Annotated in this window: 20 protein-coding genes; 10 read left to right on the top strand and 10 right to left on the bottom strand. The window is 65.9% G+C overall.

Annotated features, from left to right (window positions below; all coding sequences use genetic code 11):
* The first annotated feature begins 76 nt into the window (after positions 1-76).
* The 5 genes from GB932_RS06600 to GB932_RS06580 are packed head-to-tail and all read left to right on the top strand — an operon-like array spanning position 77 to position 6,530.
* The gene (locus GB932_RS06600; RefSeq protein ID WP_197517346.1) at positions 77-1,078 is read left to right on the top strand and encodes an alpha/beta hydrolase; all 1,002 of its coding nucleotides are present in this window, start codon (positions 77-79) and stop codon (positions 1,076-1,078) included.
* 5 nt (positions 1,079-1,083) lie between these two features.
* Positions 1,084-2,982: a flavin-containing monooxygenase gene (locus GB932_RS06595; protein ID WP_231916064.1), complete on the top strand. Its 1,899-nt coding sequence runs from the start codon at positions 1,084-1,086 to the stop codon at positions 2,980-2,982.
* Entirely contained in the window at positions 2,979-3,890 is a 912-nt protein-coding gene (locus tag GB932_RS06590; protein WP_197517345.1) for a dihydrodipicolinate synthase family protein, read from the top strand. The genes GB932_RS06595 and GB932_RS06590 overlap by 4 nt, the downstream gene beginning before the upstream one ends.
* The gene (locus GB932_RS06585; protein ID WP_156759899.1) at positions 3,890-4,657 is read left to right on the top strand and encodes an alpha/beta fold hydrolase; all 768 of its coding nucleotides are present in this window, start codon (positions 3,890-3,892) and stop codon (positions 4,655-4,657) included. The genes GB932_RS06590 and GB932_RS06585 overlap by 1 nt, the downstream gene beginning before the upstream one ends.
* A 58-nt stretch (positions 4,658-4,715) precedes the next feature.
* A complete protein-coding gene (locus GB932_RS06580) occupies positions 4,716-6,530 on the top strand; it encodes an AMP-dependent synthetase/ligase (protein WP_197517344.1) in 1,815 nt (604 codons plus the stop codon).
* Positions 6,531-7,094: 564 nt separating this feature from the next.
* Here the strand turns inward: GB932_RS06580 and GB932_RS06575 are convergent.
* The 4 genes from GB932_RS06575 to GB932_RS06560 form a co-directional block, all read right to left on the bottom strand.
* Positions 7,095-7,547: a tautomerase family protein gene (locus tag GB932_RS06575; protein ID WP_156759897.1), complete on the bottom strand. Its 453-nt coding sequence runs from the start codon at positions 7,545-7,547 to the stop codon at positions 7,095-7,097.
* 124 nt (positions 7,548-7,671) lie between these two features.
* Positions 7,672-9,534, bottom strand: a complete 1,863-nt coding sequence (locus tag GB932_RS06570) for an AMP-dependent synthetase/ligase (protein WP_156759896.1) — start codon at positions 9,532-9,534, stop codon at positions 7,672-7,674.
* Between the two features lie 49 nt (positions 9,535-9,583).
* Complete coding sequence (locus GB932_RS06565) at positions 9,584-10,468, bottom strand: alpha/beta fold hydrolase (protein ID WP_156759895.1); 885 nt, start codon at positions 10,466-10,468, stop codon at positions 9,584-9,586.
* A gap of 114 nt (positions 10,469-10,582) precedes the next feature.
* Positions 10,583-11,467: an alpha/beta fold hydrolase gene (locus GB932_RS06560; RefSeq protein WP_156759894.1), complete on the bottom strand. Its 885-nt coding sequence runs from the start codon at positions 11,465-11,467 to the stop codon at positions 10,583-10,585.
* Positions 11,468-11,567: 100 nt separating this feature from the next.
* Between GB932_RS06560 and GB932_RS06555 the strand changes: the two genes are divergently transcribed.
* Positions 11,568-12,134 carry a TetR/AcrR family transcriptional regulator gene (locus tag GB932_RS06555; RefSeq protein WP_156759893.1) on the top strand — a complete coding sequence of 189 codons (567 nt, stop codon included), beginning with the start codon at positions 11,568-11,570 and terminating at the stop codon, positions 12,132-12,134.
* A gap of 14 nt (positions 12,135-12,148) precedes the next feature.
* Here GB932_RS06555 and GB932_RS06550 read toward each other — a convergent pair whose 3' ends face one another.
* Both GB932_RS06550 and GB932_RS06545 read right to left on the bottom strand, forming a co-directional pair.
* On the bottom strand, positions 12,149-13,069 hold the full coding sequence (locus GB932_RS06550) for a 3-hydroxyacyl-CoA dehydrogenase family protein (RefSeq protein WP_156759892.1): 921 nt from the start codon (positions 13,067-13,069) through the stop codon (positions 12,149-12,151).
* 10 nt (positions 13,070-13,079) lie between these two features.
* On the bottom strand, positions 13,080-13,814 hold the full coding sequence (locus GB932_RS06545; protein WP_156760104.1) for an SDR family NAD(P)-dependent oxidoreductase: 735 nt from the start codon (positions 13,812-13,814) through the stop codon (positions 13,080-13,082).
* Between the two features lie 111 nt (positions 13,815-13,925).
* Here GB932_RS06545 and GB932_RS06540 point away from each other — a divergent pair, with 111 nt between their 5' ends.
* Positions 13,926-14,837 (top strand): alpha/beta fold hydrolase, encoded by a 912-nt coding sequence (locus GB932_RS06540; RefSeq protein WP_156759891.1) that lies wholly within the window; start codon positions 13,926-13,928, stop codon positions 14,835-14,837.
* A 57-nt stretch (positions 14,838-14,894) separates the two neighbouring features.
* On the opposite strand, the gene GB932_RS06535 is transcribed toward GB932_RS06540, so the two are convergent.
* Both GB932_RS06535 and GB932_RS06530 read right to left on the bottom strand, forming a co-directional pair.
* Positions 14,895-15,920 carry an AraC family transcriptional regulator gene (locus GB932_RS06535; RefSeq protein ID WP_156759890.1) on the bottom strand — a complete coding sequence of 342 codons (1,026 nt, stop codon included), beginning with the start codon at positions 15,918-15,920 and terminating at the stop codon, positions 14,895-14,897.
* Between the two features lie 12 nt (positions 15,921-15,932).
* Positions 15,933-16,925 (bottom strand): LacI family DNA-binding transcriptional regulator, encoded by a 993-nt coding sequence (locus GB932_RS06530; protein ID WP_156759889.1) that lies wholly within the window; start codon positions 16,923-16,925, stop codon positions 15,933-15,935.
* Between the two features lie 144 nt (positions 16,926-17,069).
* Here GB932_RS06530 and hisD point away from each other — a divergent pair, with 144 nt between their 5' ends.
* The 3 genes from hisD (at position 17,070) to GB932_RS06515 (ending at position 20,213) form a co-directional block, all read left to right on the top strand.
* Positions 17,070-18,398: a histidinol dehydrogenase gene (gene hisD / locus GB932_RS06525; protein WP_156759888.1), complete on the top strand. Its 1,329-nt coding sequence runs from the start codon at positions 17,070-17,072 to the stop codon at positions 18,396-18,398.
* 103 nt (positions 18,399-18,501) lie between these two features.
* Positions 18,502-19,551: an AraC family transcriptional regulator gene (locus tag GB932_RS06520; RefSeq protein ID WP_156759887.1), complete on the top strand. Its 1,050-nt coding sequence runs from the start codon at positions 18,502-18,504 to the stop codon at positions 19,549-19,551.
* On the top strand, positions 19,539-20,213 hold the full coding sequence (locus GB932_RS06515) for an SDR family oxidoreductase (protein WP_156759886.1): 675 nt from the start codon (positions 19,539-19,541) through the stop codon (positions 20,211-20,213). Before GB932_RS06520 ends, GB932_RS06515 begins: the two co-directional genes overlap by 13 nt.
* A gap of 169 nt (positions 20,214-20,382) precedes the next feature.
* Here GB932_RS06515 and GB932_RS06510 read toward each other — a convergent pair whose 3' ends face one another.
* Positions 20,383-21,378: a zinc-dependent alcohol dehydrogenase family protein gene (locus GB932_RS06510; RefSeq protein WP_156759885.1), complete on the bottom strand. Its 996-nt coding sequence runs from the start codon at positions 21,376-21,378 to the stop codon at positions 20,383-20,385.
* Positions 21,375-22,196, bottom strand: a complete 822-nt coding sequence (locus GB932_RS06505; RefSeq protein WP_156759884.1) for a thioesterase family protein — start codon at positions 22,194-22,196, stop codon at positions 21,375-21,377. The genes GB932_RS06510 and GB932_RS06505 overlap by 4 nt, the downstream gene beginning before the upstream one ends.
* Between the last annotated feature and the right edge of the window lie 3 nt (positions 22,197-22,199).

The following is a 22,199-nucleotide window of genomic DNA, read 5'->3' as shown; positions in this document are numbered from 1 at the left end:
CACGTTAGGAGGGCCCGACCAACCGACCTAGAACGATTGCGACCGCGGGTGGTACCCGCACGCCCGGTGTGTGTGGGTGGCGCGAGCGTACCTCCACGGGGCGCGGGCGTTCTATGGGGGGTGGCCGCAGGCGCGCATCCTGGAGGGGTACCACGATCCAACGAGACCGGAGATGACCATGGCACGTGAAGACATCGAGTTCCGAGGCGAGGGCGGCGCACTTCTTCGCGGGTGGTTCTACCCGGCGGAGGGCGTCCAGGGCCCTGCACCGGCCATCGTGCTCGCGCACGGCCTGTCGGCCGTCAAAGAGATGCACCTCGACTCGTTCGCACGGTATTTCGCTGCGGCCGGGTTCGCGGTTGTCGCCTACGACCACCAGAACTTCGGGGCCAGTGAGGGCACCCCCCGTCAGGAGGCCGACCCGGTCTTGCAGTCGCGTGACATACGCAACGCCATCACCTACGCAATGACGCGCGATGAGGTGGATGCCGATCGGATCGGGATCTGGGGATCGAGCTTCGCCGGTGGTCAGGTCATCATGGTGGCCGCAACGGACCGCCGTGTGAAGGCTGTCGTGGCGCAGGTTCCCGGCGTCTCGGGATCCGCCATGCTCATGCGCAATCTGCGGCCCGACTTCGTCTCGCACGCGCTGGCACAGCTGGACGCGGACCGCATGCACCGCTTCAACGGCGGTGAGCCGAACGCGATGCCCGCCGTAGCGCCGAACCCGTTCGATCAGGCCGTCATGCCGCAGACCGAGACGTACGAGTGGTTCACGGAAGCGGCCAAGTCGGCCCCCAACTGGCGCAACGAGCTCACGGTCCGCTCCATGGAGTTGGTCCTGGGCTTCGAGCCCGGTTCGTACATCTCACGCGTGTCGCCCACACCTTTGATGATGGTCGTCGCCGACAATGACACCGTCGCACCGTTCCAGATCGCACTCGACGCATACCACGAGGCGCGCGAGCCGAAGGATCTTCGCCTCTTCCACGGCGGGCACTTCGACGTGTACGAGGGCGAGGGTTTCGACTTCGCCGCCGGGGCAGCGCGCGAGCACTTCCTCACGCACCTGAAGTGAACGCGATGCTGACATCCGACATCGATCGGTTCATCAAGGACGGAGAGCTCATCCCGTTGCTGTGCGCGGTCGCGGAACTGACGGGTGACCGCGAGCTCATCGACCCGTCGTTCCGCCCCCGGCTGGAACGGGAAATGGTCACCATACCCGAGCATGCGGGCCTAGATCCTGAGACCGCCCGCACCGCCTACGCGCGCGCCGCACACGCGCTGCGTACCTATTTCGACAGTGGCGCCGCTGCCGCCGAAGCCATTCCCGCCGAGAAGATCATCGACTTCCTGACGGCGGGCGATGGTGACCATGCCGAACTGATGCGGCATGAGCTCGGGGATGTCGAGGAACCCGGCTGGGCGAAAGCCGAGGCGGCCCCCGGCCGTTCGTTCGTCGTGGGGATCGTGGGCGCCGGCCAGTCGGGACTCGCGATGGCTTCGTCCCTCCGCCGCCTGGGAATCGACTTCGTCATGTTCGAAGCCGCCGACCGGGTGGGCGGGACATGGCGCTGGAACGCGTACCCCGGGTGCCGTCTCGACACGAGCACACTCGCCTACAGCTTCTCATTCTTCCAGCGCAACGACTGGAATCAGCACTTCGCGGTGCGCGAGACGTTGGAGGATTACTTCTCGGAATTCGCCGATCGCGAAGGGCTGAGCGGTAGTGTGCGCTTCCGCACGCGGGTCACGCGGGCGACCTGGCTCGATGGACAGTGGCAACTGGCGGTCGAAAGCCTGGACTCGGGCGACATCTCGACCGTCCGGGTGGATGCGCTGGTCAGCGCGGTTGGATTCCTCAACCAGGCGAAGATCCCAGACTTCCCGGGACTTGACGATTTCCGTGGCGAGACGGTCCATTCGGCCGAATGGCACCCGGATGTCGAATATCGGAACAAGCGCGTCAGCGTCATCGGGACGGGCGCGAGCGCTTACCAGATCGCCCCCGCGATCGTCGATGAGGTGAGTTCGCTGACGATCTACCAGCGAAGTGCGCCTTGGATGCTCCCGGCGCCGCTCTACCAGGCCGAAGTCACCGAGGGGCGACGCTGGCTCATGGAGAACGTCCCGAGCTATCATCGGTGGTTGCGCCTGTGGGAGGTGTGGCACTCGACGATCGGAAAGTACGCCCTAGCGAAGGTCGATCCGGATTGGACGACGGAGGGGTCGGTCTCGGAGCCGAACCAGCGGTTCCGAGACGCTTTGGTGGCCAATGTCCGGAGCCAGTACGAGGGCCGCGAGGATCTGCTCGACGCCGTGATCCCCACGTATCCGGTCGGGGTGAAGCGGATGCTCCGCGACAACGGCGTGTGGGCCCGAACGCTGAAGCAGTCGCACACTGAGCTCGTCACGGCGGGAATTGAGTCTTTCGACGCGGACGGCATCCGGACCGTCGACGGTGTGCACCATCCAGCCGACCTCGTGGTCTTCGCGACGGGCTTCTACGGCACCAATCACCTCGGGACGGTCGAGGTGATCGGCCGCGACGGACAGAGCCTGCGAGAGTTGTGGGGCGATGAGTCCCGGGCCTACAACGGCATCACGGTGCCCGGCTTCCCGAACCTGTTCTGCCTCAACGGGCCGAACACCGGATTGGTAGCGATCGGCAGCCAGACCTTCATGACCGAGAGTGCTCTGCATTACGTGTCCGAGTGTCTGCGACTGCTGCTGGAGACCGGCTCGGAGTCGATCGAGCCGACCGAGAAGGCCTACCGCGAGTACATCGACTGGATCGAGGAAGGGAACCGTCAGATGGCGTGGGGTTCCGGCTCCGAGCGCAGCTGGTATCGCAACGCTCGCGGCACGAACACCGTGGTCTGGCCGTATTCCCTCCTGACGTACTACGAGATCACCCGCCACGTTTCGCCGGAGGACACCGTCCTCGTGGAGCGGCCCATCCGGGCGGTGTCTGCGTGAGCCCGAATTGGCGAGGGTACTTCGCCGCCGCCCCGACGCCATTCGATCGCGAGGGAGCCCTGGACACGGGGCGCCTGCGCGCGGTCCTGGCGTGGTTCCTGGCGCAACGCGCACACGGAATCGTCGTCAACGGTACGACGGGCGAATGGGTCGCACAGTCGATAGACGAGAGGCAGAGGGTGCTGCGGGTTGCGCGTGATGCCGTACCCGCCGATGTTCCGCTGCTGGTCGGGATCGGTGCGATCCGGGCGGAGGAGTCCGTCGCGCTCGGCAGGCATGCCGCGGACAGCGGTGCGGATGGCGTCATGCTCACGATCCCGCCGGCGCGGTGGCTCCGCGACGACGAAATCGTCACCTTCTATACCGAGATGGCCCGGCAGATCCCGCTGCCCATGCTGGTGTACAACGTCCCGGTCGTCACAGGCGTAGATCTGCCGGTTCCGCTCATGACACGATTGCTTCGCATAGACGGAGTCGTCGGTATCAAAGACAACACCCCGTCGCTCGAGCGGCGATCTCAGACGCTCAGGGATCTGGGTGCGGACAGCGAGATCTTCTCCGACGTCCTCGACCCCGATACGTTTCCCGTTTTCGCCCGGGAGCATCGGGGCCGGGGTCAGATCGGCAGCGGAATGCCACTTGGCGGGAGGCTATCGGACGCGTTCGAACATGTCTGGGCCGGACGGGTCGATCAGGCACAGCCGATCGTCGACGACTTCGCCGAGTTCAAGAGATCGGTGCAGGGCGTTCTCGGCCCCGGACAGCCGTGGCATGCGCAGAGCAAGGCGCTGATGGTGGCGGCTGGTGTCGATGCCGGTTATCCCCGCTTTCCCGCCGCATCCATCCGAGACGACGCGCCCGCGATGGGCCGGCTGATCGACATCGTTCACGAATACCTGAGGTCCTGATGAATGCTATCGCCTACACTGCTTCCCGCCCGGAGGGCTCCCCGACCATCGTGCTCGCTTCATCGCTGGGCACCGACCGCACCATGTGGCGTGACCAGCTCGAGCTGTTCCCGAGCGATTGGAACGTCGTCGCATTCGATCTTCCGGGCCACGGCGAGTCCGCGCTCAGTCCGTCCACACCGACCATCGACGATTTCGCGGACGGCGTGATCTCGGTGGTCGACGAACTCGGAGTCGACACCTTCGCCTTCTGCGGTCTTTCGATCGGTGGCGCGATCGGACAGAGCCTCGCGGCACGCTACCCGGCGCGAGTGGACTCGCTCATCCTCGCATCTACGGGCCTGACGATCCTCACCCCGACGGGCCTGCGTGACCGTTCGGCGAGGGTCCTGCGGGAAGGCACCGGGTGGATCGCCGACCTGTCGGGCACCCGATGGTTCGCCGAAGCATTCCAGCAGAGCCACGAAGAGACGGTCGCCGCGCACCTCGATCATCTACGCCGTATGGATCCGCGCGCGTACTCCGACGCGTGCCTTGCTCTCGCGGGTTTTGACGGCAGCGACTATGCGGCCGCCATCACCGCATCGACTCTGGTCATTGCGGGGGAGGTGGACCATGCCACGCCCCCGGAGAAGAGCGAAGAACTCGCGGCGAGTATTTCCGGCGCACAGTTGCGCCTCATCCCGGGTGCGGCCCACATCTGCAACGTCGAGAAGCCGGTCGAGTTCACAGAGCTGGTCCGCGATCACATCGTCCGGAGCCGATGAGGCGGTCCGATCGACGGTAGTCCCTTCCGCAGCCTCCCCTCACCAGAAAGACCGAACAATGACGTCCACACCCCTCGCTGCGCGCGCTGGCGCGCCTCGACCGAAGACGGTCCTCGATCTTCTCGAGGCCCGGGCGAGCGATTCGCCGACCGCGCCTGCATTGTCGTGGTTGGATGGCGATGAATTGCACACCTCGACCTGGGCGGAGTATGCCGACGCCGTGACATTGGTCGCTCGAGGACTCCTCCAGCTTGGGGTCCAGCAGGGTGGGACGGTCGCTCTGCTCGTCGGAAACACCCCGGAGCACGTCATCGCCGATCTCGGTGCCGTCTCGTGTGCCGCCGCGACCGTCAGCTTGTACCCGACGATCGCCGACGAGCAGCTCGAGCAGATCCTCGTCGACGCGCGCCCGACGGTGGTTGTCGTGCCAGATCGCGTTCAGGCCGAGCGCGTGCGGAATCTCGGGCGGGGACTCGATCTGAAGACGATCGTGTTGTCCGGGGTCGACGGCCCCGAGATGACGTGGGGTGCGCTGCTGGACCTTGGGCGGTGTGCGCCACCCGAGAGCGCGCAGACTCTCCGAATCCGCCGCAAGGCGATCGCCGGCGACGATGTCGTCACGTGCATCTACACATCGGGCACGACCGGGGCGCCCAAGGGTGTCCTCCTGACCCATGCCAACGTCCTCTGGCAACTCGGCGCGTGGGATGCGATGGGCATCTTCCGATCGGCCTACCGCGCCGTGTGTTATCTGCCCCTGGCTCACATCGCCGAGCGGTTGTGGAGTCTCTACTTCCCCCTCGCCGCGGGCGGGCACGTCTACTTCTGCGCCAACGCGAGCGACCTGATGGACAGCCTCGTGCGTCACCGACCGAGCTACTTCATGGGCGTGCCGAGAATCTGGGAGAAGTTGGCGGATGCGTGGCGGCAGACCGTGGAGGGCCCGGAGTTCGACTCGCGCAGCGACGAGATCGAGCGCGACCGGGCGTCGTTGTTGGCGTACTGGGAGGCCGTGAGACGCGATGAGATCACCTCGCCGCGCCTGCGGGCGGACGCGATCCGTGCGAGGGAAGGTGTGCTCCGCGAGGTTCTGGCGGTGCTGGGTCTCGACAAAGTCACCACAGCCACGTGCGGCGCGGCGCCGCTCTCCGACGAGGTCAAGCGCTTCTTCGCCTCGGTGGGTATATCGCTCGCAGAGGCCTACGGTCTGACCGAGACCACGGGCATCGCAACGTGGGAGCGCCACGACGGCACGGTACCGGGCAGTGCGGGTTTCCCGCTTCCCGGTTGCGAGATCGCCATCACGGACGAAGACGAGATCTTGGTGCGCTCGCCGGGAATCACACCGGGATATCGGAACGTGGATCGGGCGAAGGATGCCTCTTTCCGGGGTGATTGGCTCGTCACGGGAGACATCGGCCGAATCGGCGACGATGGTCGACTCTACGTCGTCGATCGCAAGAAGGAAATTATCGTCACAGGGTCGGGCAAGAATATTGCACCGACCGCGATTGAACCGCGCATCGCACTTCGTGGATTGGTTGACCAGGTCATGGTCGTGGGCGACGGCCGCCCCTACTTGGTTGCAATCATGACGCCGAATACTCGGGCGCTCGCGGCTTTCGCCGCACAGCGGGAGATTTCCGGCGACATACACGAACTTGTGCAGCACCCCGAGGTCCTGGCCGAGGTCGAACGTCAGGTGGACGAGGCGAACCTCGCCCTGTCGCGGCCCGAGCAGATCAAGCGGTTCACGCTCCTCGGTCACACCTGGTCAGTTCAGTCGGGAGAGCTCACGCCCACCCTAAAGCTGCGCCGGAAGGTCGTTGAAGCCGCATACGCGCCGCTCCTTGATTCTCTTTACGGTAGTTGAGAAGCGGCTTCGATTGCGACGAACACCTCGGACCAGAGCTCCGAGGCATCCCGCGGTAGGGAACACGGAGCCACCTTCGATGGACAGGAGGATGGTGGCTGCGGTCTTGGCCCCGCGACTCCTGGCATCGGGCTCTTCAAAGCCACGCGAAGAGGGAGCGCGTCGACCAGCTCCTCGGCCTTAGTTCAGGGCCGTGACGCGAGAGTGATCGTCTCTGCAGCGGCGGTGTCGATCAACGCGACCACGGACCGCCTACCCAACGCGTCGAAGATCACATCGATGAACGTGTCGACGCCGCGGTGGCTGCTCCTGCGTGCCAAGTTCGTTCCTCGCGCTCGTCCTGCTTTGGCGAGTGCGGTACGAAGAAGTCTTCGCTCTCACGAGCGGGGTCGCGTCCATATCAGCAGCCCCCCGACGTGTCGCTGCGGTCGGTGACAACACCCCGGATCATGCGAACGACTGGGCGCGACAGCCAGGCCGACCACAGCGGCCAACCACGGCGACCGGGGTCACCCAAGAGAATAGTGGGTGCGGCGCGCACGCGCGCCGCACCCACTGAAGATCTCATCGAGCCAGGATCGGCTCGACGTCATACCACGGCACGGGCTTGTTCTCGCGGTACCACAGCTCTGCGGCTTCGGTCCCCTGATCGGGGGCGATCAGGCCCTGTACGCGCCAGAGATCGCGCGGTGTCTCGTCGAAATGAAGTTCCCAGTCGTACCCCTTGTCCTTGATGAACGGAGCCAGGAATGCCTCGGTTCCGCTCATGGCCGCGGCACGCATCTCGGTCGTCGGCATGGCCACGGCAATGGTGTCCGTCACTATGCGGATGAAGTTTGTTGTGACCTTCCCGCCGACGAACATCGTGCCTTCCGGCATCTCGTGGAAGAAAACGTTCACGAAGAACCTCGGGATGTGGACGAACTCGTGATTGGACTCGGTTATCGCGTTAGCGATGCCCTCGCGATCTTCTTGCGTGAGCGAGTTCTCGGGATGAAAGATGCGCCACAACGGCATGGCCTGCTCCTTCGTTGGAACGGGTGGAAAATGGACTACCATCAGTGTAGAATTTGCGAGCGGCGGCTCATAGGACGTGCCTGACTACGGTGCGGGACCATGGTGCCAACACTTGTCGCGAGGCTCACCTCGCAGCTGGGCCGATCGCCATGCTCCCCCTGATCGACTCGGTTGAGCCGTCGTGCGCTTCGCTGTACATGGCGTCCACGAGGTGCGCGTAGCGCTCTGTCACGATCTTCCGCCGTAGCTTCATGGTGGGCGTGAGCTCGCCCGAATCGACCGTCCACTGCCGCTCGAGAAGAAGGAAGCGCTTGATCTGCTCCGGCCGGGAGAGACGCTGGTTCCCTGCGTCGACGAGACGTGAGGCCTCCTGCAGGATCTCGGGGTGTCGCACCAGGTCGGCGAGGTCGCCCTCGATTCCGCGTTCGCGAGCGAACGAATGCAGAAGGTCGGGGTTCACGGTGATCAGACTGACGAGGTACGGACGGCCGTCACCGATCACAATGGATTGGCTGAGGAAGCCTTTGCCCGTCACCTTCTCCTCGACCCAGGACGGCGCGATGTTCTTTCCCGCCCCGTTGACGATGATCTCCTTCTTGCGGTCCGTCACATACAGCCGGCCGGCCTCGTCAAGGTGACCGATGTCACCGGTGGAGAACCATCCGTCCTCGCTGATGCCGGACTCGGCAGCGCTGAGTCCTCGATAGCCCGGTGTGATGGTCGCGCCGCGCACCAGGATCTCGCCGTCGTCGGCGATGGCGACCTCGCACCCGGGGGCGGCGAAACCGGAGCTCCCACGGTGGCTTCCACCCATGCGCTCCCAGACGGCGACCGCCGTCGTTTCGGACAGGCCGTAAGCGTTGATGAGGTACACGCCGAGAGACGCCCAGAAGTCTCGGAGGTCGTCCGATAGGGGTGCCGCGCCGCTGCCAGGATTCACCGCCCATTCCAACCCGAGGTCACGGCGGATGTCGGCGAGGACACCCTCTCGTGCCTGCATCTCGCGGATCTCCTGCTCTGCAGACAGGGGACGATCCTGCTTCTGAGCCCAGCTCTGCGCCAGTACGGCGCGGTCCGCCTCGATCTCGGTCGCGCGTGACAGATAGGGTTCGCTCGCAAGCATCGTGTTCACCCGATCGCGTAGCTTCTCCCAGATCCGGGGGACGCCCATGAAAAACGTGGGGCGCTGCATGTGGACATACTTCTCCAGGTTCCTCTGATCGGGGCACAGCAGCACCGAGCCCCCGCTGGCAAGGGGGAAGTAAAGGCTCCAGAGCCGCTCGGCGACGTGCGCGAGCGGAAGGTAAGAGACCGTGCGATACCCGCCGCGGAAGAACCCCATCCGGTCGAAGGAGTCGATCTGCGAGAGCAGGTTCCGATGTGTCAAAGTGACGCCCTTCGGCATTCCCGTCGTGCCGGAGGTATATACGTACACCGCCGGGTCATCGTCGCCCCGCTGACATCGTCGCGCCTCAAGCTCGGAGCGCGCGGACACCACCTGTTCCTGGGTGCCTCCGCCGAGCTCGGCCCACGCGATGTAGGCAGACTCCGCCCCTTCGGCCACCGACTCGAGGCACACGATCTCGCACTGCAGGTCGCCCGGGAGCGATCGAGCGATACGCTCGGCGTCTGCTCGGGTGGCCGTCACCACGACGGATGGACGCGCGTCGCCCAGAATGTGCGCCAGCTGATCCTCGGCCAGGGTGGGGTAGAGGCTGACGGTGGCGGCGCCGCAGGAGAGAGCTGCGAGGTCGGCCACGTAGTGTTCGACGACGTTGGGCGCGAGTAGGGCTACCGTGTCGTCGGAGCGTACGCCCAGACCGAGGAAACCGGTGGCCACGAGTTCCACCTGTGAGCGATACTGCTCCCACGTGAGGCTGCGCGTGCCGTCCGGGTCGATCCACGAGATCGCCACGTGCTGGGGCACCCGGGCCACCTGCTCGTCGAGGAGTTCGAGAACATTGCGGCGGGTGAGCGGTGCTGTCATGAGATGTTCCTTCGTCGCGTCATCAGGGCCCGGGCATACGCCGCGGCGGTCAACCTCTTTGCTCGATCTCGTCGAAGAAGCGCCGCAGGATCGCGGCCGTTTCGACGGGATGCACGATGTTCGGTGCGTGGCCCATCGGCACCCGCTCGACGCGCACGTGCCGCAGGTGCGCCGCGATGCGGGTCTCCCATCCTGACTCGAACATCTTGTCGAGGCTGCCCGCCACGAGGAGGGTCGGGACTCGGCTCTGAGAGAGGGATTCGGGGTAACCGTCGGGGGCAGGTGCGTGCGCGACGGGGCTCTGCAGCGTTCCGGCCGTCATGGCCTCCCACTGCCCCGGACGGAGGCTGCTCTCATAGCGGTCGCGCGAGTGTGCTTCGTCCGTCGTGCCAGGGTCGAGGACCCACTCGTCCGCACGGCGGGCTCCTTCGATGCTCGATTCGTACCGTGAGGTGTATCGCACGGCCTCCTGGGTGCGATAAGGACCGCCGGTGCCAGAGATGCTCGTCGCCGAAGCCATTCGCCACGATTCCTCTGGGTCGATCGACAGGCGAAGCACGATGCCCCCGCCGAACGAATTCCCGACGAAGTGCGCGTGCCTCACATCGAGGGCGTCCAGGAACGACGACAGGTGTCGCAAACGCGGGGCATAGGGGCTCTCGCCGAAGAAGACCGCCTTGTCAGTCCCGCCGAAGCCCAGCATCTCCGGCAGGAGCATGTGGTAGTCCTGTTCCAGGTGCTCCGTCATCCGTCCGAATGTGTTCGGCGCGTCGCTGCCGAAACCGCCCTCATGGATGAGCACCACTGTGGGGCGCTCCGAGTCACCTGCCTCGAAATAGCGGGTGCGCACAGGGCCGAGTTTGATGTTTCGTTCGAGCACGGAGTAGCAGACTTCCAAGTTCCAGGCGGATGAGATGTGGGTGGCGACCGTCACAGAATTGACGGTCGTTAGCGATGCTAGAACGCAAGGTCGGGCCCGAGGTAGGACGAGCGCGACTGGTCGCGTGGAACCTCACTGCCAGCGCACTCGCCCCGGACGAGACGTCCGCTACGCCGACGCGGGCGTCAGCAGGATCCGTCCCATTGTCGCGGGATCCTCCAAGGCGGAGAAGTGGCCGGTACGGGCGAGCGTGATCACTTCCACGTTTCGCAAGGCCTTCGCCACTCGTTCCCGCTCGTGCGGCTTCGACCAGTCGTTCTCGCTGTAGACGAGCGTGACGGGGGTCGAGATCCGTCCATAACGCTCCCGCGCCCGATCGAAACTCTCGAGACTCCGAAAGATCGCCCGCGACACGCGCCAGTAGTCGTGTCGGCGACCGCTCCGGGAGAGTTCGTCCACGAAGTGCTCCGGCAGCTTGGACGTGTCGACATAGCCACCGCGAAGGATGTCCCGCAGGATGTTCCGTGGTTCCATACGCCCGGCGATCGCCCCGAGCACCGGCGCGCGAACCGCGGTCATCACCGCTCGCGCTATGCCATTGCCTCGCATCCCTCCCTCGGGGTAGTCATAGCTGTTGAACGCCACTATTCTGCTCGTTCGGTCCTCGAGATCGATCGACGCCGTCAACGAAAGGGCGGCGCCCAAAGATTCCCCGGCGAGCGTCACATCGCGAAGGTCCAGTCCGGTGACGAACTCCACGAGGGCCGCCCGCAGCTGCGGTTCCTCGTAGCGGGCTCCGGGCACGATGTCCGACCAGCCCATCCCGGGCAGATCGAGTGCGTAGACGGTGTAGTGATCCCAGAGCAACGGAATCACCCGTTGGAAATAGTCGAGCTGGCCGCGCACCGTGTGCAGCAGCACGAGTGGGCGGCCGGTGCCGGCGACCAGGTAGCGCAGTCGGGATCCATCAGATCTTGTGAAGAATCGGACCTCACCTCGTCCTCCCGCCCACGTTCTCGTGTATTGGTCGTCGGGTCGGCTGTCGTTGCTCATTTCTCTCCTTCAGGGCCATTCGTAGAGTGAAACCGATCGGTACACCTCAACTATACACCGATCGGTTTCCACTCGTCTCGCATCGGGCTATCATGTACGCATGACCGCTCAGGATCGCTCGACCAGGGAGCGGCTGCTCGAGGCCGCGGCGAGACTGACTTACGAGAAAGGGTTCGGAGTCGGCATCGCCGAGCTGTGCAGCGCTGCAGGAGTGTCGAAGCGGTCGATGTATCAGATGTTCGAGAGCAAGGATGAACTCCTCGCCGCGAGCTTGCGCTGGGGAGCGGCAGCGTATGTGGCCGACCTCCTCCCGCGGTCAGACGACGAGATGACGCCGCGCGATCGCATCCTGCACGTCTTCGACCGGCTCGAACTGCAGGCGTCGAGGCCGAGCTTCTTCGGCTGTCAGTACCTGGGGGCGCAGATTGAACTGAAAGACCCGGAGCACCCGGCGCGCAGGGTCGCGGGTGACGTGAAACAACAGCTGACGGACTTCATCCGTGACGAGGCCTCGCGAGGAGGTGCAGAGGACCCCGATCTCGTGGCACGACAACTCAGCATCGTTTTCGACGGTGCCAGTGCGCGTGCGGGGGTGCGCGCCGACGTGCTCACCGGGCTCGTCCGGCCCACCGTCTCTGCCCTGCTCGACGCCGCGGGCGTGGACTGAGGTCGTTCGGCCGCTCAGCCGAGTGAGGCCCGGAGATGAGCGAGGCGGACGAGCGCCTCGTCTCGCCGACGGAGCAGGGTCTCGCGCTCCGCGGGGTCGACGCTCCGCAGCCCTCCCCCCGATTTCAGACCCACATCCCCCGCTTCGACTCGCGCGATCAGAGACGGGGGTGGTGCGAACCGGGCGCCGTAGACCGCCTCGAGCGATGCGAAAGCCGCGGCGTAGACGTCGAGTCCCGCCATATCGCCGGCGAGCAGGGGGCCGAGAAAGGGAAGGCGCATCCCGAACGACGCCGTGACCACTGCATCGACTGTCGCCGCGTCGACGAGACCCTCTTCGACGATGAGAGCCGCCTCCCGATACAGCGCGAGTTGTAGACGGTTGCCGATGAAGCCCGACACGGCCGGAACGCGCAGAGGGAGCTTGCCGATCCCGGTCAGCACGACTTCGGCGCGGACGGTCGCATCTTCTGATCCGCCCGCCACCTCGACGAGCGGAACGAACGGCGCCGGGTTGAACCAATGAGCGGCGAGCATGTGGTCCCGCCCGCCGATCGCGGCGAAGAGGGGGTCGAGCTCGATGGCTGACGTGTTCGTGGCGATCACGGCGTCCGCGGATGCCGCGGCGATCGCGCCCAGCACCTCGCGTTTGAGATCGATGGATTCCGGTACGGCTTCACTGATGTAGATCACGCCGTCAACGGCTGCCCGGATGGAGGGAGTCGGCTCGATCAGGTCACCCGCGTTTCGTGCATCGGAGATCTGGCCCGACGCCACGTACTCCCGCAGCTGTCGACGGGCTCTCTCGACGGAATGCGCGGTGCGCTCCGGATCCGCGTCGACCAGGCGTACCGGATGCCCCGCCAGTGCGAACGTCTGGGCGATTCCCACCCCCATGTAGCCCCCGCCGATCACGGCCACCGGATCCTTCGTCATGAGCGTCTCCTCAACATGCCGTATAGCCCCCGTCCACGCGCAGGGTGTGACCCGTGACGAGCCCGGCGGCGTCGCTCAGGAGGAACGCGACCGGCCAGGCGACGTCATCCGCTTCGCCGAATCTTCCGAGGGGGATCCGATCGAGCAGGCGAGCTGCGCGGACGGGATCTGCAAGCGTCGATTCGGTCATGTCCGTGCGCACGAACGTCGGTGCGACGGCGTTGACGCGGATGCGATGGGGCCCCCATTCCAGCGCCAGTACCTTTGTCACCTGGTCGAGTCCGGCTTTGCTGGCGCCGTAGGCCGCGCGATCCGCGACGGCAACGACGCCGGCCTGGGATGTCACGCTCACGACCGCAGCTGCGGTGCCCTCGGCGATCCAGCGTCGACCGAACGCTCGCGTGAGAAGGAACGTGCCGCGGAGGTTGGTGTCGAGAACCGTGTCCCAATCGATCGCCGATACGTCGGTCGCACGTCGAGGTATGTTCACTCCCGCGTTGTTGACGAGGAGGTCCACGTCGAGTTGCGATGCGAGGGGTTCGAATGCCGACGTGTCCGCCAGGTCCAGGACGATGCCAGTCGTTCCCCGCCGTTTCCCGATCTCGTCGGCTGCGTCGCGGGTGCGAGCGGTGCCGTACACCTCGGCACCCAGTTTCACCAGGGTTCGCGCGATTTCCGCGCCCAGCCCGCGCCCGGCGCCGGTGACGAGCGCCCGGCGCCCATCGAGGCGGAGCGGATCGGGCATGCTGCTCACACTCTCCTTCGAGTACAACCGGGATGGATACTCGAACGTATACGTATACACTCAGGCTCGCAAGCACCAACATCTCGCCGACGACTCACGATGGGAGTGAAGATGGTCCCTTCCGGCCGCGAAGACGGCGTGAAGAGCGCACTAGCAAGCGATGACGAAACCCCTGTGTTCGACCTGTACAGGGAGGATCACCCCGGTGCCCGGGGAACGGCTGTTCTGCTGCACGGCTGGCCCGGCGATCACGGCGACTGGCGACAGGTCGTGCACGGGCTCGCGGGTCGGGTTCGTACGGTCACACCCGACCTCCGCGGGTTCGGACGGACGCGTCCGGTCGGCGCGGTTTCAGTCGAGGCTTTCGGTGTTCAGGGGCAGGCGGACAGCGTGATCGGTCTGATCGAGAGCCTGGGAGGTGCTCCGGTCGTGCTCGGCGGCTACGACATCGGCTCGCGCATCGCCGTGCGGGTCGCGACGATGCGGCCGGACCTGGTTCGGGGGCTTGTGCTGGCGCCACCCCTCCCGGGAGCGGGAGCGCGTGTTCTCAGTCCCACGGCCCAACCGAACTTCTGGTACCAGACGTTTCATCAACTCGATCTCTCGGTCGATCTGCTCGACGGGTCGCCGGCGGCCGTTCGCCGCTATCTCGCGCACTTCTGGGACGGCTGGTCCGCCCCGGATTTCTCGCTTCCGAGCGAAGAGCTGGACCGCCTGGCCGCTCTCTACGCCCGCCCCGGCGCTTTTCGGGCATCCGTCTCGTGGTACCGGGCCGGTGCCGGAACCGTGGCGACGTCACCCGGCGAGATCCTCCCTCCGCTGGCGGAGCGCCTCGCGACGCCCTCGAAGATCCTCTGGCCGGACTGCGATCCTCTCTTCCCGTCGGCCTGGTCCGATCGGCTGGACGGCTGGTTCGTCCAGGCCGACCTTCGGCATGTCGAGGGCGCCGGACACTTCCTTCCCCGGGAAGCGCCCGGCGCATTCGTCGAAGCGGTCCTCGAACTGATGGATTCGGCGTGCTGACGGCGCCATCGGATGCAGCGGGCCGGTGCCTGCCGCGGGCGGCTCCACGGCAGGACGTCAGGGGTGCGGCGAGCTTCGTAGTTTCGAGGGCGTCGTCTGAAACCATCGGCGAACTGCTCGCGTCAGACTGGATTGCTCGCGCATGCCCAACCGGATGGCGACCTGTGCGAATGGGAGTTCGGTCTCGGTAATCAGATGGACGGCTCGTTCCCGGCGCACCTCGTCCAACAGGCGGGTAAGTGTGGTGCCTTCCGCGGCGAGCAGCCGTTGCAGCGCGCGTGGGTGGAGGTCCAGCGCAACCGCCACCGCGGCGAGATCCACGTCGATCGCGCCGAGCTGGTCGACGATCGCCGCTGACGCGAGCCGTGACATCGGTGGGCGCAGGTCGCCGAATCGCGCCTCGAGATGCTCGATCGCGAGCTTGCGGATCATCGGGTTCCCGCCGGGCACCGTCGCCGACAGTCCGGCGGTGTCTGCCCGCAGAACCGTGTGCGGCATCTCAAACATGACGGCCGCACCGAAGAATTCCCCGTATGCCCAGGAAGACGCCAGGGGAGGGTGTGGCAGGTGTACGCCCCGCAAGCCGTATGGCGATCCGCCGTTCACATGGATCAGGAACCTGTGAACGATTCCGACGCCGTAGTCGATCGACTGAGTGAACGCGGCGCCCGCGCCCGGCGATACCGCGTAGCGGAATGCCGTGACGTGGGGATCACCCTCAGGGTCGTCCACCTCGTAGAGGGCGATCGAGGGACTGTAGATGGATAGGTATCGACTCACGGACTGTATCGCTTCGGCCAGGCTTCGAGAGTGGATCATCGCCAGCGAAAGCTCGTCCAGGATCGTCGGTTCCTGCCGCTCGGCGAGTCGTAGACCGAGGTCCGGGATCGAGAACCTGCGCGCGCAATCGTCCAAGATCTCTGCCACCTTTCGGTAGCTCAAAAAGGTGTCTCCCGCGAGGATCTGCTCGGGAGAGCAGCCCTGGGATCGCACGTAGCCGTCGCCGTCGCCCCCGGCGGCGTCGACCATCTCGGCAACACCCCTCAAGATCGAGGACCGGATCGGCATGGCGCTATTGCTCATCGCATGGGCCGCTCACGACGCGAGCGGCGTGCTCCCTCGTACGAGAAGTGTGGGCTGGAAGCTCCGCCGACGCGGCGGTAGCGCCGGGTCGTTGACCCTGTCCATCAACATCTCCACTGCTACGGCGGCCATCTCACGGATCGGCTGCCTGACCGTGGTGAGGTCGAGCGTCTCCCATGACGCCATCGCGACGTCGTCGTAGCCGACCACCCAACACTCCTCGGGGGGGAGGGCGCGGCGAACCCGCGTATCCAGCGCCCCGAACGCCATGAAGTCGTTGGCGCAGAAGATCGCGGACGGCCGCGGTAGGCGCCCGAGTAGCTTGTCGGCGACGTGTGCGGCTGCATCGTGGGAGAAGCTCGCCTCGGCGACGAGGTGCTCGGGGAGGGGATGCCCGAGCTCGGCCATGCGGTCGACGAACCCCCGGGATCGATCCTGAGCGGTCTTCGCCTCGGGCAGGCCTCCGATGAAAGCCACGTCGGTGCGGCCGTTGCCCACGAAGAAGTCCGCCACCGCCGCAGCGCCCGCGTAGTTGTCGCTCACGATCCGGTCGCTGTCGAGGCCCTCGACTTCGCGGTTGACGAGCACTACGGGTCGGCGTCTGTCGACCGCCGCCGCCAGCTCCACGCTCGACGACGTTGCCGTGGTGAAGATCAGGCCGTCGATGGCGGAGGTGCTGATGGATTCGAGCGCCGCCGTGTGATTGCTGCTGGCACTGCTCCAGATCACCACCTTCTGTTCGACGCGTTCCAGGGCCTCGACCAGCTCGCCCAGAAGCTCAGTGTAGAAGGGATTCGAAAGGTCGGCGACCACGACTCCGACGGTGTTGGAGCGCCTCGTCTTCATGGCGCGAGCGCCCGAGTGCGGTGAGTATCCGAGCGAGGCGGCCGCTGCCATGACCTTCACGCGAGTCTCCGTGGCGACGGAATCCGGCGACGAAAGCGTGCGTGAGACCGTCGCCTGGGACACGCCGGCCAGGCGTGCGACATCTCTACTCGTGGGCATGGCGCCTCTCCCGCCTCGACGGCGACCTAGGGACCGCGGACATCAATGGCAACAGTACCCGCCATCCTGCGCGCGTTCAGCGCTTGCATGCGAAGATGTATACGTATACAGTGGTTTGATCATCGTCGATCTACTGGAGTTCTCATGGCCGTCGGACCCGTCCCGCACTACATCAAAAGAAGAATCGCGAGCCTGCGAGAGGCGGACGGGGACCGATTGCGGAAAGTTCGAGAGACGGTCCTCGAGGTCATCGCCGACGTGCGGGAGCGTGGCGACGTCGCTGTACGCGAGTACTCGGAGAAATTCGACAAGTGGTCGCCGGAGAACTTCCGACTGAGCGAGGACGACATCGAGCGGATCGTCCACGGCGTCCCCTCGCAGGTGATCGAAGACATCACGGCGGTGCAGCGACGCGTCCGTAACTTCGCGCAGCATCAAAGGGACTCCTTGCGGGACTTCGAGGTCGAAACGGAGCCCGGGGTCCATCTGGGTCAGAAGAACATCCCGGTCGGTTCGTCCGGAGCGTACGTACCCGGCGGGCGCTACCCGCTCACCGCCTCCGCTCACATGACCGTAGTGACGGCGAAGGTGGCCGGGGTGGAACACGTGACGGCCTGCACGCCGCCGATCCGCGGCGAAGTCCCGGCCGCGACGGTCGCCGCCATGCACCTCGCCGGTGCCGACGAGATCTTCCTGCTCGGAGGCACCCAGGCAGTTGCCGCGATGGCAATCGGGACCGAGACGATCCGCAAGGTCGACATGCTCGCCGGCCCGGGCAACGCTTTTGTCGCTGAGGCGAAGCGCCAGCTCTTCGGTGAGATCGGAATCGATCTGCTCGCCGGTCCGACTGAGACGATGGTGATCGCGGACCACACCGCTGACCCGTTCCTCGTTGCAGTCGATCTGCTCAGCCAGGCGGAGCACGGACCCGATTCGCCGTGTGTGCTGATCACCACCTCGGCGTCGGTAGCGCAGCGTGCGCTCGCGCACATCGACGAGATCCTCGTCGGTATGCCCACGGCGGATTACGCCGGACCCGCGTGGGCCGATCACGGCGAGGTCGTGGTGGTCGAGGACCTGGACGCCGCATACGCGCTCGCGAATGACTACGCATTCGAGCACGTTCAGGTGCTCACTGCGAATCCCCGCGATGCCCTTGCGAAGATGCGCAACTATGGGGCGCTCTTCCTGGGAGAGGGTACGTGCGTGTCATATGGCGACAAGGTGATCGGTACGAATCACACGTTGCCGACGCGGGGTGCGGCGAAGTACACGGGGGGCCTGTGGGTTGGAAAGTACCTCAAGACGGTCACGTATCAGGAGGTCACCGATCCGGCTACGAGCGCTGCGCTCGGCGAGTTGTGTGGTCGAGCGGCGCGAGTCGAGCAGTTCGAGGCGCACGCTCGTTCCGGCGACCTGCGCGCTCACAAGTTCGCGGGCGCGCCACTGGCGTGGGCGCCCACGGGTGTGTGACCGGCATCGAATTCGGAGGTGGGCACCTGAGGACAAGAAGTGGCACCTGAGGGCAAGAAGTTGTCACGCTGCGACGTGATCGACCTGCTCCTCATGAGGAAGGATGACCGCGTCGACCGGTTCTGATGTTCGGGCTGTTCGGCCAATCCTGGGAAAGGACAAAGACGTGACGACTGGGAGGCTGGTGGATCAGCGACGATCCACTGACGACACCACCAATGCTACAGCGGGCCGGCGAAACGGGGAACGCCACCTCGCCGCCGTGGGCGGCCATCGCGCCGGAGGGGGACAGCGTCCGCCGGGCGAGCGCACGCGCACGCTCGGGGATGTGAGCGTGATGAATTCCGTAGCCCCGCGCGTCGCCTCGGGGCGTTCTCCGCATCTCCCGGCAGACGAGGAGGAGTCCCTCCTCGTCGTCACCATTGCCGAGGGACGGCAGATCGTGGAGGCACCACAGGGAACCCTTATCGCAAGGCCGGCGAATCTGCTGCTGATAACGTCCCGGCACGCGGGCAGAATCGGTTCCGACCGAGACGTGAAGAAGCGTGTCGTGCACATTCCGTTGCAAGCTCTCCGGACGTTGGACACCGGGGGTGCAGTGCCGGACGTCCTGTTGCTGGATACACAGGAGAACGTTCTGGCCGCGCTGACGATGGATTACCTCGCCGGAATGGACAACTGGCTCGGGGCGAGGTCGTCGGCCGAGACGGATGCTGCGCGCAACGCGCTCATGGTCCTAGTGGCCGGATGCATCCGTTCTGCGCGCACGGACATCTCCGGTCCTTCCGATCTCTTGCCGCTCCTGCGGCGGCGACTTGAGTCGTGGATCGTCGCGCACCTCTCGGACGGATCCATCAAGGTTGCAGAGCTCGCCGCGGCTCATAACGTCGCTGTGCGGACGGTGCACCGCGCGTTCGCCTCGACCGGTGACACGGTCGGGTCGGTCACACGCGCCCACCGCATCGCGGCGGCGCGCCAGGACCTCGTGACAACCTCACTGCCCGTCACAGCGATCGCGCATCGTTGGGGCTTCTGCGACCCGAGCCACCTCGGTCGACTGTTCCGTGAGGTCTACTCCATGTCGCCCGGCGACTACCGCGAACGGTTCGCGGAGTCGGCGATGCGAGAGGAGCGGATGCCATGGGGCGCATGAGCGGAAAGCGGGTCCTCATCACCCAGACGAGCGCGTTCATGGGAGCCGACCTCGTTGAGACGTTCCGCGCGGAAGGCGCTGAACTCATCCTGGATGATCGGGACCTTTCGGTTCCGGGGGCGGCGACGGCACTGATCGAGGGTGCGGGCCGGGTGGATGTGCTACTCGCCAATCTGGCTGCGGAGCAGCCGCGAACGACGGTGCTCGAGACGGACGACGACGTATTCCGATCCATGTTCGAGGCGCTCGTCTTCCCTTTGCACGCTCTCGTGCTGGGTGTCCTGCCTCAGATGATCGAACGACGAGCGGGGAAGATCGTGGTGATGGGCAGCGCCTCGGCTCTTAAGGGGATGCCGAAGTACTCCGCATACGGGTCGGCACGCGGTGCACAGTTGTCCTACGTGCAGGATGTGGGTGTGGAGGTCGCCCCGCACAATGTCCAGGTCAACGCGATCGCACAGACCTTCGTCGAGAACCCGACCTATTTTCCACCCAGCTATCAGGCAACCGAAGAGTTCGCGGAGCGCATCAAGGGCGCTCCGATCGGTCGTCTTGCACACGGCTGGGAGTCCGCTGCGCTCGCGCTCTTCCTCGCCGGCAAAGAGAGCGACTTCTTCGTGGGCCAGGTCGTTCCGTTCGCGGGTGGCTGGGTCACCCGATAGCGCGGGTCTGGTGCAGGAGCGCCTGCTCGGCGCCGTGAACGCCGACGTCACACGCGACGACGGCGAGCACGGCGCCTCTCCACGACTCGTCTGAACAAGACAGGCCGCCGGAAGAATCTGTCACGACTCGTGACGCCACGCACGGTCATTGTCGTCGGAGCAGCAGTCATCATGGCCACACGAAGATGACTTTGCCGTCGCGCGCCGAGCGTGCGGCGTGGGTGAGGGCGTCTTCGTAGCGATCTATGGGGTACGAGGCCTCGACAGGTGCATGCAGATGTCCGCTCGCGACGAGCGGCACGAGGTCCGCGTATGCCGCAAGCACCTCGGCGCGAGGTGCGGTCTGCACCCATGCCTTCTGCCAGAACCCGCGCAAGTGGATGTCGCGGAAGATCAGGTCGGCCGGGGAGATCACGGCGGGGGACCGGCTGAGAGCCGCATAGCTCACAACGGTGCCGCCATCCTCGAGGCGCGACACGAGCCCCGTCTCGCCGCCGACCGCGTCGAGGACGAGCGCGAGCCGACGCGTGCCCAGGACGGAATCGATCTGGGCGCCCAGATCCGCCCCGGCCACCACGACGGCATCCGCTCCGGCCGCGATCAGCGGGGAGGCCGCTTCCGGACGGCGCACGACGTTGAGCGTGCGGACGCCGGCGCGTCGGGCCAGAGCCACGACGTATCGTCCGACCGCGGAGTTTGCCGCTGTCTGGCCGATCCACGCGCTCGGCGGGAGCGAGACGAATCGAGTGAGCAGCAGGTGCGCGGTGACGGGATTGATCCCCAGCATCGACAGCTGCTGAGGGTCGCCGGTGCCGTCGACCGGCACCGTGCCCTGCTCGTCGACGATAACGCGATCCTGCCACGTCCCGTGTTCCAGCGTCGGCAGAATCATGACGCGGTCGCCGACGCGATCTGGATCGACCCCTGGACCGACATCGGCGATACGCCCCACGCCTTCGGTTCCCAAGGTGTGCGGAAGTCGCGGCTGGTGGCCGTATCGACCCGCGATCAGCAGCAGGTCGGACGGATTGATGGGCGCCGCCTCCATCGCGACCGAGACCTGTCCCGCCGCCAATGGAGTGGGTTTCGTCCGTACGAGCCCGACCGATTCTTCGGGCGAGCCGAAAGCGTTCAACCGCAGCGCACGACCTCGGGTCGCGCTCATGGCGCCGCGCCCGGCACAGGCAATCTCAGCTGGCGAGCGGACGCGAGATGGGTCCCCAGCTCGTCCCAGATATCAATCGTCTCCGAGCCCCACCCGTCGTCGACCTCTCGAGTCGAGCGCGCCCGGACCAGCACCCATTCCGTCGCCGGCGCCGGGCCCGCGAAATGGGCCGAGAACTCCACGGTCGGCACCGGAGTGCCCCTCTCCATGAACGCGGTGTGAGAAGGGGGGAGCACGTCGAGGAAGAAGGCGAGGCTCGCGACGCTGGGAGGGGCGCTCTGAGCCTTCAGACGTACCCATGCCATCAGGCTCGAACGGTCGTCGGGGGAGTCCGCCGCCGCGGTGTCGACGAGTCTCACCTCGACGTCCTGCAACACGGCGACCGGGATCGTCCAGTGCTTCTCGGCATGGTCGAAGGGAGGATGCACCGTGGGTGGGATGGGCGCACGATTCCGCGTCTGATCGCCAACCGCGGCCAGCCCGGCAGATGTGCCCAGAATGCTCGTGATCGTCGCGCAGGGGCGAGCGCGGTCCGTGATCGTCGCCTCGAACATGGCCACGCGTCGACCAGCATGGGTGCGGCGGACATCCAGTGCGAACGATTCTCGGATGGGTCGATAGAGCTGGCCGGTCACCGAGCGGAGCACGTACCCTGGCAGAGCGCGTTGCGCCGCTGCTGCGGCGACGGACATCGCGAGACCCCCGTGCAGGCCCCCGTACCCCCAGACGCTTGTGGGGATGCTGAACGATGACGGCGCGTCGAGGCCGAGCAGAGTCTCCAGGTCGGGGACCCGGGGTTCCGTCGAATCCGTGGTCACCTG

Origin of the sequence: Microbacterium karelineae, assembly GCF_009745985.1 — a bacterium.
GTDB lineage: Bacteria > Actinomycetota > Actinomycetes > Actinomycetales > Microbacteriaceae > Microbacterium > Microbacterium karelineae.
The sequence above is the reverse complement of the archived record's forward strand: the minus strand, read 5'-3'. Positions and strand labels throughout refer to the sequence as shown.

Bases quoted from the DNA above. Each gene is read 5' to 3' on its own strand.
- GB932_RS06540 (WP_156759891.1), top strand. From the start codon at position 13,926: ATGGTCCCTTCCGGCCGCGAAGACGGCGTGAAGAGCGCACTAGCAAGC.
- GB932_RS06595 (WP_231916064.1), top strand. From the start codon at position 1,084: ATGCTGACATCCGACATCGATCGGTTCATCAAGGACGGAGAGCTCATC.
- GB932_RS06545 (WP_156760104.1), bottom strand. From the start codon at position 13,814: ATGCCCGATCCGCTCCGCCTCGATGGGCGCCGGGCGCTCGTCACCGGC.
- GB932_RS06535 (WP_156759890.1), bottom strand. From the start codon at position 15,920: ATGAGCAATAGCGCCATGCCGATCCGGTCCTCGATCTTGAGGGGTGTT.
- GB932_RS06575 (WP_156759897.1), bottom strand. From the start codon at position 7,547: ATGCCGTTGTGGCGCATCTTTCATCCCGAGAACTCGCTCACGCAAGAA.
- GB932_RS06570 (WP_156759896.1), bottom strand. From the start codon at position 9,534: ATGACAGCACCGCTCACCCGCCGCAATGTTCTCGAACTCCTCGACGAG.
- GB932_RS06580 (WP_197517344.1), top strand. From the start codon at position 4,716: ATGACGTCCACACCCCTCGCTGCGCGCGCTGGCGCGCCTCGACCGAAG.
- GB932_RS06510 (WP_156759885.1), bottom strand. From the start codon at position 21,378: ATGAGCGCGACCCGAGGTCGTGCGCTGCGGTTGAACGCTTTCGGCTCG.
- GB932_RS06530 (WP_156759889.1), bottom strand. From the start codon at position 16,925: ATGCCCACGAGTAGAGATGTCGCACGCCTGGCCGGCGTGTCCCAGGCG.
- GB932_RS06515 (WP_156759886.1), top strand. From the start codon at position 19,539: ATGGGGCGCATGAGCGGAAAGCGGGTCCTCATCACCCAGACGAGCGCG.
- GB932_RS06555 (WP_156759893.1), top strand. From the start codon at position 11,568: ATGACCGCTCAGGATCGCTCGACCAGGGAGCGGCTGCTCGAGGCCGCG.
- GB932_RS06585 (WP_156759899.1), top strand. From the start codon at position 3,890: ATGAATGCTATCGCCTACACTGCTTCCCGCCCGGAGGGCTCCCCGACC.
- GB932_RS06560 (WP_156759894.1), bottom strand. From the start codon at position 11,467: ATGAGCAACGACAGCCGACCCGACGACCAATACACGAGAACGTGGGCG.
- hisD (WP_156759888.1), top strand. From the start codon at position 17,070: ATGGCCGTCGGACCCGTCCCGCACTACATCAAAAGAAGAATCGCGAGC.
- GB932_RS06520 (WP_156759887.1), top strand. From the start codon at position 18,502: ATGACCGCGTCGACCGGTTCTGATGTTCGGGCTGTTCGGCCAATCCTG.
- GB932_RS06550 (WP_156759892.1), bottom strand. From the start codon at position 13,069: ATGACGAAGGATCCGGTGGCCGTGATCGGCGGGGGCTACATGGGGGTG.